This is a genomic window from Labrenzia sp. PO1 (genome assembly GCF_012273635.1).
Lineage (GTDB): Bacteria > Pseudomonadota > Alphaproteobacteria > Rhizobiales > Stappiaceae > Roseibium > Roseibium algicola.
The window spans coordinates 723,605-735,198 of sequence record NZ_JAAXCR010000003.1 but is presented as its reverse complement, the minus strand read 5'-3'; the positions used below and the strand labels follow the sequence as shown (position 1 = coordinate 735,198).

12 protein-coding genes are annotated in these 11,594 nt (G+C 58.1%); 4 read left to right on the top strand and 8 right to left on the bottom strand.

Going from position 1 to position 11,594, the window contains the following annotated elements; genetic code table 11:
- Positions 1-9: 9 nt before the first annotated feature.
- The 4 genes from HCG46_RS18300 to cobS form a co-directional block, all read right to left on the bottom strand.
- Positions 10-723 carry a TIGR02281 family clan AA aspartic protease gene (locus HCG46_RS18300; protein WP_062488963.1) on the bottom strand — a complete coding sequence of 238 codons (714 nt, stop codon included), beginning with the start codon at positions 721-723 and terminating at the stop codon, positions 10-12.
- Entirely contained in the window at positions 720-902 is a 183-nt protein-coding gene (locus HCG46_RS18295; protein ID WP_209009521.1) for a DUF1289 domain-containing protein, read from the bottom strand. The genes HCG46_RS18300 and HCG46_RS18295 overlap by 4 nt, the downstream gene beginning before the upstream one ends.
- 72 nt (positions 903-974) lie before the next feature.
- Positions 975-2,129 carry an alpha/beta hydrolase gene (locus HCG46_RS18290; RefSeq protein ID WP_208992404.1) on the bottom strand — a complete coding sequence of 385 codons (1,155 nt, stop codon included), beginning with the start codon at positions 2,127-2,129 and terminating at the stop codon, positions 975-977.
- Positions 2,130-2,208: 79 nt separating this feature from the next.
- Entirely contained in the window at positions 2,209-3,081 is an 873-nt protein-coding gene (cobS, locus tag HCG46_RS18285) for an adenosylcobinamide-GDP ribazoletransferase (protein WP_168687003.1), read from the bottom strand.
- 106 nt (positions 3,082-3,187) lie between these two features.
- Between cobS and cobT the strand changes: the two genes are divergently transcribed.
- Positions 3,188-4,213, top strand: a complete 1,026-nt coding sequence (gene cobT, locus HCG46_RS18280) for a nicotinate-nucleotide--dimethylbenzimidazole phosphoribosyltransferase (protein ID WP_055653840.1) — start codon at positions 3,188-3,190, stop codon at positions 4,211-4,213.
- A gap of 43 nt (positions 4,214-4,256) precedes the next feature.
- Here the strand turns inward: cobT and HCG46_RS18275 are convergent, their stop codons facing one another.
- On the bottom strand, positions 4,257-5,813 hold the full coding sequence (locus HCG46_RS18275; RefSeq protein ID WP_022999494.1) for a HAMP domain-containing sensor histidine kinase: 1,557 nt from the start codon (positions 5,811-5,813) through the stop codon (positions 4,257-4,259).
- 130 nt (positions 5,814-5,943) lie between these two features.
- On the opposite strand from HCG46_RS18275, the gene HCG46_RS18270 reads away from it, so the two are divergent.
- The gene (locus HCG46_RS18270) at positions 5,944-6,588 is read left to right on the top strand and encodes a uracil-DNA glycosylase family protein (protein ID WP_168687002.1); all 645 of its coding nucleotides are present in this window, start codon (positions 5,944-5,946) and stop codon (positions 6,586-6,588) included.
- Between the two features lie 158 nt (positions 6,589-6,746).
- Positions 6,747-7,238 (top strand): Lrp/AsnC family transcriptional regulator, encoded by a 492-nt coding sequence (locus HCG46_RS18265; RefSeq protein WP_031268819.1) that lies wholly within the window; start codon positions 6,747-6,749, stop codon positions 7,236-7,238.
- Positions 7,239-7,304: 66 nt separating this feature from the next.
- Here the strand turns inward: HCG46_RS18265 and HCG46_RS18260 are convergent, their stop codons facing one another.
- The 3 genes from HCG46_RS18260 to HCG46_RS18250 all read right to left on the bottom strand — a co-directional run bounded on the left by HCG46_RS18260 (position 7,305) and on the right by HCG46_RS18250 (position 9,353).
- Entirely contained in the window at positions 7,305-7,715 is a 411-nt protein-coding gene (locus HCG46_RS18260) for a VOC family protein (protein ID WP_168687001.1), read from the bottom strand.
- A 66-nt stretch (positions 7,716-7,781) separates the two neighbouring features.
- Positions 7,782-8,645: a helix-turn-helix domain-containing protein gene (locus HCG46_RS18255; RefSeq protein ID WP_168687000.1), complete on the bottom strand. Its 864-nt coding sequence runs from the start codon at positions 8,643-8,645 to the stop codon at positions 7,782-7,784.
- Between the two features lie 54 nt (positions 8,646-8,699).
- Positions 8,700-9,353 (bottom strand): TetR/AcrR family transcriptional regulator, encoded by a 654-nt coding sequence (locus HCG46_RS18250; protein WP_075283826.1) that lies wholly within the window; start codon positions 9,351-9,353, stop codon positions 8,700-8,702.
- A 169-nt stretch (positions 9,354-9,522) separates the two neighbouring features.
- Between HCG46_RS18250 and HCG46_RS18245 the strand changes: the two genes are divergently transcribed.
- Entirely contained in the window at positions 9,523-11,559 is a 2,037-nt protein-coding gene (locus HCG46_RS18245) for an NADH:flavin oxidoreductase (protein WP_168686999.1), read from the top strand.
- Positions 11,560-11,594: the final 35 nt, after the last annotated feature.

Genomic DNA, 11,594 nt, shown 5'->3' with positions numbered 1-11,594 from the left:
CCGATCCGCTCAAGGCGTCATGATCAACTTGTCGCCTTCGATGCGCCAACTGCGCAGATGATCAAGTGCGGTCATGCCGAAAAGGCTGGAATCGAGCGTCCCCTGGCGCCCGACGAAACCGCGGATGTTGCGCAGCGTGTGATCGCCGATCGTGATCGTGTCGATCTTCACCGGGGCGACCAGTGCACGGCCGTTGGCGGTGGAAACCGGTACTGAAAATGTCAGGTCTTGTGGCCGATAGCCGGCACGCAGCGCGTCTTCATAGGTCAGGACAACGGCACTGGCGCCTGTATCAAGCAGAAACTCTGCACGGGCACCGTTGATGCGTCCATCCAACACAAAATGCCCGCCAGCATCGCGGACAATCAGAATGGTGCCGTCGGGCTGGGTCACGGCAAGTCCGGGTGCCAGTGCCCCAAGAACGCGGTAACCCGCCTGAACCAGTTCCGCCTTGTAGACATAGCCGACAACGAGCAGGGCACAGAACCCACCCCAGAAAACCGTGCCATGCAGGATTTCGCGGGCTTTCGGCTGGCCGAACAGGAAACTGGCCAGAAAAACGAAGGCGAGTGCGGAAAGGGCAACAACCCGGGGGCCAGTGTCATCGAAGTTGACATTCGCCGGGTCGGTCGGGTCACCAAAAAACGCATAGAAAGCGGCAACTGCCATGACCAGCACCAGAATGACGACCATCAGGCCGCGGTAGTTTCTGGGATTGTTCATCCGCGCACTCCGGGCTCAGTGGTCGGCTGAGGTCGGTTCGCCAATTCTGCGAGGATCTGGTTGCGCTTGGCCTCACTGTAACTCGCCCAGGACGCGATTTCGTCAAGAGTGCGCAGACAGCCTGCGCAAAGGCCTGATTTGGCGTCGATCTGGCAGATGTTGATACAAGGTGACTTCATGAAGCGCATATGGCCGCAGATTGTGGCGTTGCCAAGACTGTATTGGGCGGAAAACAGCGAATAATGACCGGATCAATAGCCGCCTGACGCATAGGTGAACGGCGCGGTGATGACCTTGATCGGCAAGGTAACTGCTGCCTGTGCCGTCGTGCCCACAAAGGACCCCAGGTCATCGCCAAGATTGGCGCCACGGTTGTGGTCGGCACCGGACCCGAGTGCGGAGCTGCCGAGTGCCTTGCGCAAGTCAGGCTGCAGCTGTGCAAGCTGTGCAAATTTCGAATGGTTCGTGCTGTCCAGCGATTCAAGCTCGGTCACATCGATAACGACAGCACCGAGTTCCGCCAGTTCCTGATCGTTGGAGAAAGCCCCGACACGTTCCTTGCCGCCTGCGATGGTGCGCGAGATGCGCAGGGCCTTGTCGTCACGCGAAACGATAACGGTAAATGGTCGGGGCATCGGGCCAATTCGCTTGAGCTGGGTCTTGAAGAGGTCGATATCGATGTCGGGCGCCGCCAGAATGATGTCGTTGACATGCTTTGCGACAAGCCGGCGGTTTTCCGGTCGTGCCTGTACCGCGGTTTCCATCAACAGCCAATTGCCCATGGAGTGGGCGAGAATGGTGATGTTGTCGGCATTGGTCTTGGCAAGTTCCACAAGCGTTTCTTCAAGGGCTCCACGAGCAATCGCGGCGCTGTTGAGGTCGTAGACGTAATCCTGAAGCTTGCCGCGTGAGGCCCAGGTAAACAGAACCGGGACGCCCTGGAACTGACTGTCGTTGACAATCTGCGCGAACCGGTAAAGCCCTTCCGGAAAGCGCGTGTTGTAGCCGTGAATGAACAGCATTATGTCGCGTTCGCCGCGCGGCAAACTGGCAAGCCTGGCGTTGACGGAACGCCGGAAGGCGGCCTTGTCGGCAATGTAGTCGGCCTTGCGCGCAACGAAGTCGGTCTTGGGGTTACCCGGCAGACTTTCGGGCCACTCGATCTGTCCCGGTTTGTGAGAAGGCGGTACCGAAATCGAGGCTTCCGCGTAATTGACCGCGGCTGAACGCTCACCGCTGAAATAGGTGTCGGGGCGGTCGTCCCGCTGGCGGGTGGTGACGATCAGGATATCATTTACCCTGGCACCAACGACCGGGTCCTCGTTGAGCGCGAGCGCTCCGACTTCCGGCCTTCCGGAACAGGCGGACAAGATGGCAAAAACGATCAACAGGGTTGCTGCGCGCAAACCTGTTGCTTCTCGTCTAACTGAATTGCCCGATACTGACATGTGAGCTATTCCCGCCACCAAGGCCTCTATCCGATACTCACGGCACCATAAGCATCCCTGCAAGAAAGCCAAGACCAGTGAGTTGTTGAACTGCGCCTAAAACATCGCCAGTGGCTCCGCCAATCTTGGCCACGGCAAGCCGACCGGTCGCATGTGCCGCAGCGATGGCGATGACAAGGGCCAGCAGCAAGGTCGGCAGGGAGAGCAGGAAGAACGCAGGCAGCATCACGGGCAAGGTCACAAGAAAAGCTTGTTGCACGGTTGAACGGGACGGCTTTCCAAAGCGAGCTCCGAGCCCTTCGGGTCTTGCAGATGGCAGACATTGCCACTGCCAGACAAGCAGCATCCGGCTGAGGGCTTCTCCCGCCAGAAAAAGCAGCGCCGCATCAGCCGGTCCGAATTTTTGCCAAAGCGCTGCAAGCAGGACGGCGCGCAGGAGTACCGAGATCATCAGGGCGAGAGCCCCAAAGGCTCCAATGCGGCTGTCCTTCATGATGTCGAGGCGTCTTTCGCGGGTTGCACCGCCGAAGAAGCCGTCGGCTACGTCGCTCAAGCCATCTTCGTGAAGAGCTCCGGTTGTTGCCGCAAGAACCGCGGTCAGGAGAACTGCAACGGCCAGAAGTGGCAGTTGAGTGAAACCGAGCGCAACACCGACGCCGGCCGCGGGCAGGGCAATGATTGCACCTGCCAGAGGCGCTGCACGGGCGATCCGAACAAAGTCCGGAGGGGACATCGGGTCGTCTTCGGTGTTGACTGCAGGCAGCGGCAGCCGGGAGAAGAATCGTACGCAAGCTGCCGTGTCCGCGGCGAGTGCCTTGCCCCCGTGCAGCCAGACCTGGTGCTGATCCCGGGTTTTCCTGGACCGCGTTTCAACCTGTGAATCAGGCTCTTGGTCGGTTTCAGAGCTCATCAGGCCGGTCCCGTGCTTGAGTTTTTACCGGGCGAAGTTATAGAACAGCGGCTAAGCGAGACCAAGTGGCCACTCGACGGCCGCGAACAACCGGAACCAAAAGAACATGTCCCTCTCCGAGACCGCGCTGCCCTTTGACGATATCCGCAATCTGGTGAAATCCATGCCGGGGCCGGACGAGGATGCGCTCGCGAGGGTGAAGGCCCGGGATGCGGAGTTGACCAAACCTGCCGGTTCGCTCGGAAGGCTTGAGGAAATTGCCGAATGGCTGGCTGCCTGGTCTGGCAAGGCACCGCCGAAGATTACGCGGCCGATGGTCGGCATCTTCGCGACCGCCCATGGGGTTGCGGATGAAGGCGTGTCCGCGTTTCCAAGTGCGGTCAACCGGCAGATGGTCGAGAACTTCGCGGCTGGCGGTGCTGCAATCAACCAGATCTGCCGGGCATACGACATCGGTCTGAAGGTATTCGACCTGGCGGTCGATATGCCGACCCCCAGCATCACGCGGGAAGACGCGATGGACGAAGCCAATTGCGCTGCGACCATGGCATACGGCATGGAAGCGCTCGCCGGCGGGATTGACCTGATCTGTCTTGGCGAAATGGGGATCGGCAACACCACAGTCGCTGCTGCGGTTATCAATGCGCTGTTCGGCGGCAAGGCTGAAGACTGGATCGGGCGCGGTACCGGCGTTGACGACGAGGGCCTTGCCCGCAAACGCGATGCTGTCGAAAAAGCAGTTGCTCGACTGAACGGCGAACGTGATCCGCTGGAGATCCTGCGTCGCATCGGTGGCCGTGAGATTGCTGCCATGACCGGCCTCATCATTGCCGCACGCCTGCAGCGCGTTCCGGTGATTGTCGATGGCTTTGTCACGACGGCTGCTGCTGCTGTTGTCTATGCGATGGACCCGGCCGGTCTCGACCACTGCCTCTTCGCCCATGTTTCGGCAGAGCAGGCCCATGCGAAGGTGCTCGAGCACATGGGCAAGGATGCGCTGCTCGATTTTGGCATGCGTCTGGGTGAAGGCTCCGGTGCTGCGCTCGCAGCAGGTATTGCCAAGGCAGCCGCCGAAATGCACTCCGGCATGGCCACCTTTGCGGACGCCGGTGTGTCCGAAAAAGACGACTGAAGCTCTTTCTGAAATTGAAGCGGCCTGAAACCGCTGATGCGGATCAGGCCGATCTTGCCTTGCCGGAGGGTACGCCGCTGTCCTTGTCGTTCGGGTCCACCCAGATGACATCCGGCGAATAGTTCATGATCCTGGCTCTCGGCAGGGTGACGATCACCTCAGTGCCTTCGCCGGGCCTGGACTTCAGCGAGAACTTGCCGTCATGCATGTTGATCAGCGCCTGGACGATGGACAGGCCAAGACCTGTCCCCGGTTCTGCCGTCTTGATGGCATGAGACCCTTGACCGAAAGCTTCCAGTACGGTCGGAATTTCGTCTTCCGGAATGCCGGGGCCCGTATCCTTTATCGAGACGTATTGTCCGCCATCTGACGTTGGTCCGACCTTGATCCAGACTTCGCCGTTCACCGGTGTGAACTTCACGGCGTTGGACAGGAGATTGAGCACCACCTGACGCAGGGCTCGCTCGTCCGCCCAAACGCGCGGCAAGTCCGGCTCGTGAGTGTGGTGAAGCGAAATCGTCTTGGCCTTCGCCCGAACCTTCATCATGGTCCCGCATTCCTCGACGATATCGTCCAGGAAGATCGGTTCCTCGTGCAATTCGTGCCGACCGGCCTCGATGCGGGACAGGTCCAGAATTTCGTTGATCAGGTTGAGCAGGTGTTGTCCCGAGCCGTGAATGTCTTCGGCATAGGACTGGTAGTTCTTGTTGTGCATCTTGCCGAGCACTTCATCCTTCATGATTTCGGAAAATCCGAGGATGGCGTTGAGCGGTGTCCGCAGTTCATGGCTCATCGTGGCCAGGAAGCGGGACTTGGCAAGGTTGGCAGCTTCTGCGCGGCGGCGCGCTTCGTCCGACATCGCGTTCGCAGTTTCCAACTCGGCGATCAGGTGATCCTTGTCGGCCCGGTATTCCAGCATCGTGTTGGCGTTCTTCAGAAGCTGGTTGCCCAGGATCAGGAAGAAACCCTGCGCGCCGATCGCCATGGCGGCGAGCGTATAGTGGATCGGGTTCACCTGCTGCAGGAAGCTGACGGTGACGATCAGTGTCATGGGCAAGGTGCTGGCAAGCAGGCATTTCGGCAGGGTGGCCGACTGCATCGTGTTCATGGCAACCACGATCAGCAGCGTCGCGAAATGAAAGATGACAAATCCGTCGCCGGATTCGCTGGTCTGAGGCAGCAGAAAGAAGCTGGCCCAGCTGCAGCCGTAGACGAAGTCACCAAAGGCGAACCTGCGCCGCCAGTAGATGCGGGCTTTCTGGTCGGAAGGAGCCTTCTCGTAGGAATGGCTGGTAATCACCATCATGAAGTGGGTGCAAAGCGTCGCCGTAAACCAGGCGCCGATGAAGAGCGGGTTGATCCACAGAACGGAGATCGCGGCAACGATCAGGGCGAGAAGGGGGACCGCATAGGCAGCGTTGATGCGGGTGTCGGCAAACAGATGCTGCCGTTCCAGATCGAAAGACGTGTACCAGTTTTCAGGCGTACCAAGGCGGCTGCGCACATCGTTGGCCGAGCGCGCCATCTCACGACGACGCTTGGCGCGCTGTTCGTTGATGGTGACTTTGTCGTCGCCGGTTTCTGACGCAACCGATGCCATTTGCTGCCCAAAGTTTTGATTTTGTTATCGCGCTGCCGCGTGTTTATTCAACCTGACTCACCATTCCTTAAGATCATCCTCAAGATCGTGGTAAGGGAAGTGTTAACAGGCTGTGCCAAGGTGCAACTCATTGTCAGAAAAGACGAATTCCAAAACACTCGACAGACTTGCGGCTGACGTGCGGTCGTGCCGGATCTGCGTCGAGAACCCTGAAAAGTCGGTGTTACCGCATGAGCCCAGACCAGTTCTGCAAGTGTCTGGAACAGCAAGGCTTTGTGTCTGCGGACAAGCGCCAGGCACACGCGTTCACCAGAGCGGCAGACCGTTCACCGATCCCTCAGGTGACCGGTTGAGAAACTGGATGGGCATCGACGAGGATATTTTCTACGACGCCGGTAAACTGGCCATCGTGCCGATGGGGTTTTGTTTTCCTGGACTGGACGCAAAAGGGGGCGATCTGCCGCCGCGCACCGAATGCCGCAAGGCCTGGCATGACCGCTTGTTTGCTGCCATGCCGCAGATAGAACTGGTGCTGGTTATCGGCCAATACGCCCAAGCCTATCATCTCGGGTCAAATCGGCAGAAATCCCTTACCGAGACAGTGTCGAACTGGCGTCAGCATTTTGCTCGGCAGATGGACGGCAAACCGGCGGTCCTGCCATTGCCGCATCCTTCCTGGCGCAACAATGCGTGGCTGAGAAAGAACCCGTGGTTTGAAACCGAGCTGCTGCCGGTTCTGAGAGGCGAGGTTCAGCGACTTACAATGGTGCCCTAATTGCTGGAATTCGAAAATAATTCTCATTTCGGTGAGAATTGACATTTTCATTGAAACTCAGTTACGAGTTTTTATCTTCAATGAAAATGATTTCCCAACATGTTGCGGTCTGCGCGGTCGGGAATCTCTGTTGCTCCTGGCCGGATCTTGAATTCATGATTGATCGTATCGACCGTCGCATCCTGTCCATTCTCCAGGAAGATTGTACCGTTCCGGTGGCTGAAATCGGCCGCAGGGTGGGGCTGTCGACCACGCCGTGCTGGCGGCGCATTCAGAAAATGGAAGAAGACGGGGTCATCACCGGTCGCGTCGCCTTGCTGGACCCGGCAAAGGTCAATGCGAAGGTAACGGCCTTCGTCGCCATTACCACGAGCCAGCACTCCGAAGACTGGCTGAAGAAATTCGCCGATGTCATCCGGGAGTTTCCCGAAGTGGTCGAATTCTACAGGATGGCAGGTCAGGTCGACTATCTGTTGCGTGTCGCCGTGCCGGACATCGAGGCCTATGACGCCTTTTACAAGAAGCTGATTTCCCGGATCGACATTTCGGATGTCTCGACCACTTTCGCAATGGAGCAGATCAAGAACACGACGGCCTTGCCGCTCAGCTATGTTGCACCGGAAAAGCCTAAACCCGACCGGGACAAGTAAACTGGCCGGCAACACGATCCGTTCCGGCCAGCGAACCCCTCAGGTTCATTCGGTCTTCTGGTTGGTTCACGTGGACGTTTTGGGCCAATAGGTGCCGATGCTCCAGATGTTTCCTTCAGGATCCTGGCAAATGAATTCCCGGCTGCCGTAGTCCCGGTTCGTCAACCCCTCCAGGACTGTCGCCCCAGCCGCAGTGGCGCGGTCGAACAGTTTGTCGGCATTCTCCACCGCCAGGTAAATTGCCTTGCCGCAAGGGCCGTCCGGATGCCCGATGATCTTTGCAAAAGCGTCTTCGCGGGCCTGACCGACCATGATCATGGCTGATCCGAAAGCCAGCTCTGCATGCACCACAGTGCCGTGGTCGTCCCTGTGCACTTCGTGTTCGACAAACCCGAATGAATCTGCGAGCCACTTGATCATGGCATTGGCATTGCCGAACCGGAAAACGGGATAAATTCTGCTTGCTTCATGAGACATTTCGTACCTCCTTTGATGAAGGAGGTGATAGCTCTTCGCGATTTTGCGGGATTGAAGTTTTGTTACCTACCAGGTGTTGGCAGTGCCATTCAGCAGCCGTGCGCGCCAGACTTCCGGTGACTGACCGGAAAACTCGGAAAAGTCCCGAATGAGATGGGCCTGATCGGCGTAACCACAATCGACCGCCAAGCCGGCCCAGTCGATGTCGAAGCAGTTCTGAGCATGTTTGAGCACCTTGCCGAAGCGGATCACCCGGGCAACCGTCTTGGGTCGAAGGCCGATATCCTTCCGAAATTTTTGTGCCAGGTGCTTTCGGCTCCAGCCAATCTCCTTAGCCAACGATGTGACTGAGACCTGGCCTCCGGTTTCAAGTAGCCGTCGCAACACATGGTCCGCCGGGGTCAGTTGGACGGTGTCTTGCCGTAGGCGTTTGATGACGTAGGCAAGGGCAAGATCAAGCCGCGCATTCCAGCTTGTCAGATCCTCGATCCGGCGGACAAATTCAGCCAGTTCCGGTTCCGCGACATCGGCAAACGGCAACATCTGGTCCGTCAGCAGGTCCATTGGGAACCGGAAAAAATGACGGGCACCGACGGGAGTAAAGTTGATCTGCAGGCATTTGGCACGGCCATTTGACTGAATGAAAACCGGAGAACTACTGAGCCCAGCCAGAAAGGTGGGACGCTCATTTTCAGCGGTTGGATGCTGACCGAGTGCGATTTCAAACGGATCGCCGAAACTCAGGATGAGCGGAATGGTCAGCGAGGCGGTTTCAACCTGCCTGTTCGTCTGCGGGTTTCGCTCTTCGTAGCCGATGATGTCGGTGAAAAGGCTGCGCAAGTCCGGCGGTGCTGTCCGGCGCCAGAAACCGGCATCAATGCCGGGGGGAACCGAGGAGGAGGGCGGTGAGGCATCTTGCGAGGTGGTCATGATCCTTCCTTGTCGGGGCAGGATAGGATCAACTCGGGTCTTGGTCACCCATAATCATTCAGTCTCACCGGGACCCAGCGGATGGCGCGCGCGAAACCTGGCGAATTCCGCATCGGATACGGTTTTCCCGGTAAAGATCTCGATGTAGTGGGGCATGCGCTGAAGCCTGGGGCCAAGCGGCTCGCTCGGCCGATCCTTGACGATGGAGATATAGCCGATCTGCGTCAGATACATGGTGTTGGCTCTCACGTCGGCCGAGGCGTGTTCATAGCCAAAACGTTCGAACATCGCCGTAAAAGCCTCAATCCGCACCCGGTCGGCTTCTTCCAGCATGGGCGTCAGGTCCGGATCCGCGTGTGCCCAGTTGCGCATCGCAAATTCCAGCCGGGAATCGAACAGCTCCGGCAGTAGCCACAAATCGAAAAGGTTCAGGATCGCCTCGGTGATTGTCTCCGCGTAATCCTCGGTCCGTTTCACCAGATTGCCGGTGTTTTTCGTTTGCCACTGGGTGATCAAGGCGTCGAGCAGGTCGTTCCGGTCTGAGAAATGGCCATAGAAACTGGTCCGCGACAGACCGAGCCTGTCGGCCAGGGGCATCACCTTGACGGCATCAATGCCATGTTCAATCAGCGCCTGGTAGGCAGCTTCGATCCAGATTTCACGTGTGCCGCGCCAACCGGACGTTTTTTCGATCAATAGGTCGCTCATGTGCTTGCGATAACAAAGCTCCGGCTTGCCGACAATCAAAATTGACACCAATGTCGACAAAAGCGACACCTATGTCGCTTTTCAGACTTTTCAAAGTTGATCGGTGGGAATTAATCTTTGCAAACCTGAGGAAATCCGTGACGCGGTGGAATGCCCGGAGAGGAAAGAGATGTCGAAAGATCCGTTGTTGCAGCCCTATCAGCTGAAACATTTAACGCTGAAAAACCGGATCATGATCACGTCGCACGAGCCTGCCTATCCTGAGGATGGCATGCCAAAAGACCGGTATCGCGCCTATCACGAGGTTCGGGCAAAGGCCGGTGTCGCACTGACCATGACCGCCGGCTCCGCAGCCGTCTCTCGCAACTCGCCGCCCGTCTTCAACAATATCCTTGCCTACAAGGACGAAGTCGTGCCGTGGATCAAGCGGCTCACGGATACCTGCCACGAACACGATTGTGCGGTGATGATCCAACTGACCCATCTTGGTCGCCGGACACACTGGAACAAGGGTGACTGGTTGCCCGCGGTTTCGTCCAGCCATGAACGTGAAGCGGCGCACCGGGCCTTTCCCAAGCAGGTCGAAGAGTGGGACATCGCCCGCATCATCGCCGACTATGCCGACGCGGCGGAACGCATGAAGGCCGGCGGGATGGATGGCATAGAGCTACAGGCCTACGGTCATCTGATGGACCAGTTCTGGTCTCCGGTCACCAACACGCTGGATGGGCCGTACGGTGGTTCACTGGAAAACCGGATGCGCTTTTCACTCGAAGTCATCGAGGCGGTTCGGCAGAGGGTTGGTGACGACTTCATTCTGGGCATCCGTTTTACTGCGGACGAGGATCTGGACGGAGGCATCACGGAAGACGAAGGTCTTGAAATTGCCCGTCGCCTGAAGGCTACGGGACAGGTCGACTTCCTCAATGTCATTCGGGGCCACATCGACACTGATCCGGGGCTCACCGACGTGATTCCCGTTCAGGGCATGCGCAACGCCCCGCATCTGGATTTCGCCGGCCGCATCAAGAAGGAAGTCGGCATGCCGACCTTCCATGCAGCCAAGATCCCCGATGTCGCAACAGCGCGCCATGCCATTGCTGAAGGGCTTCTGGACATGGTCGGCATGACGCGGGCACATATGGCCGACCCGATGGTGGTCAGGAAAATTGCCGAAAAGCGGGAAGGGGATATCCGCCCCTGTGTGGGAGCAACCTATTGTCTCGACCGCATCTATCAGGCTGGCGATGCACTTTGCATCCACAACCCGGCAACCGGTCGGGAATTGACCATGCCCCACGAGATCCCACTCGCGGACACGAAAAAGAAGGTGGTCGTCGTTGGCGCAGGGCCCGCCGGCATGGAAGCGGCGCGCGTTGCAGGCGAACGGGGGCACGATGTGATCGTGTTCGAGGCAGCGCCACATGCCGGTGGTCAGGTCCGGCTGACAGCGCAATCCGAGCGCAGGCGCGAAATGATCTCCATAATCGACTGGCGAATGGACCAGTGCCTGGCGAAAGACGTGAAGTTCCGTTTCAACACTTTTGCAGAAGCAGAAGATATCGCAGGAGAAAACCCGGATGTGGTGATCGTCGCAACAGGAGGCTTGCCGCATACGGAAGTCCTGAGCGAAGGCAATGATCTTGTTGTCTCTGCCTGGGATATCATTGCTGGCGACGTCAAGCCGGGCAAACGTGTACTCGTCTACGACGATGCTGGTGATCATCCCGCACTTCAGGCGGCCGAGATGATCGCAAAATCCGGCGCTCATGTGGAGATCATGACGCCGGACAGGTCCTTCGCCCCGGATGTCATGGCAATGAACCTGGTGCCTTACATGCGATCGCTGCAGGACAAGGACGTTCGCTTCACGGTCACCTACCGCCTGAAAGCTGCAAAGCGTTCCGGGAACTTGATCACCGCTGTCGTCGGAACAGACTATTCCAGCCACACGGAAGAGCGGGAATTCGACCAAATCGTCGTCAATCACGGTACAATACCGATGGACGAACTCTATTTCGAGCTGAAGCCGATGTCGAAAAACCTTGGTGCAGTTCAGCAGGAAGCGTTGATTTTTGGCCGCCCGCAGCCTCTCGAGGCCAACCCGGATGGCACATTCGCGCTTTTCCGCATTGGCGACGCGGTTGCGGCTCGCAACACCCATGCGGCAATCTATGATGCGTTACGCTTGGTCAAGGACATTTGACGTGATGCTGCACCGCACGCGGAAAATTTGGGCAG

Coding starts and splice junctions, on each gene's coding strand:
- HCG46_RS18260 (WP_168687001.1), bottom strand. CDS start 7,715: ATGTCTCATGAAGCAAGCAGAATTTATCCCGTTTTCCGGTTCGGCAAT.
- HCG46_RS18295 (WP_209009521.1), bottom strand. CDS start 902: ATGAAGTCACCTTGTATCAACATCTGCCAGATCGACGCCAAATCAGGC.
- cobS (WP_168687003.1), bottom strand. CDS start 3,081: ATGAGCTCTGAAACCGACCAAGAGCCTGATTCACAGGTTGAAACGCGG.
- cobT (WP_055653840.1), top strand. CDS start 3,188: ATGTCCCTCTCCGAGACCGCGCTGCCCTTTGACGATATCCGCAATCTG.
- HCG46_RS18300 (WP_062488963.1), bottom strand. CDS start 723: ATGAACAATCCCAGAAACTACCGCGGCCTGATGGTCGTCATTCTGGTG.
- HCG46_RS18275 (WP_022999494.1), bottom strand. CDS start 5,813: ATGGCATCGGTTGCGTCAGAAACCGGCGACGACAAAGTCACCATCAAC.
- HCG46_RS18255 (WP_168687000.1), bottom strand. CDS start 8,645: ATGACCACCTCGCAAGATGCCTCACCGCCCTCCTCCTCGGTTCCCCCC.
- HCG46_RS18245 (WP_168686999.1), top strand. CDS start 9,523: ATGTCGAAAGATCCGTTGTTGCAGCCCTATCAGCTGAAACATTTAACG.
- HCG46_RS18250 (WP_075283826.1), bottom strand. CDS start 9,353: ATGAGCGACCTATTGATCGAAAAAACGTCCGGTTGGCGCGGCACACGT.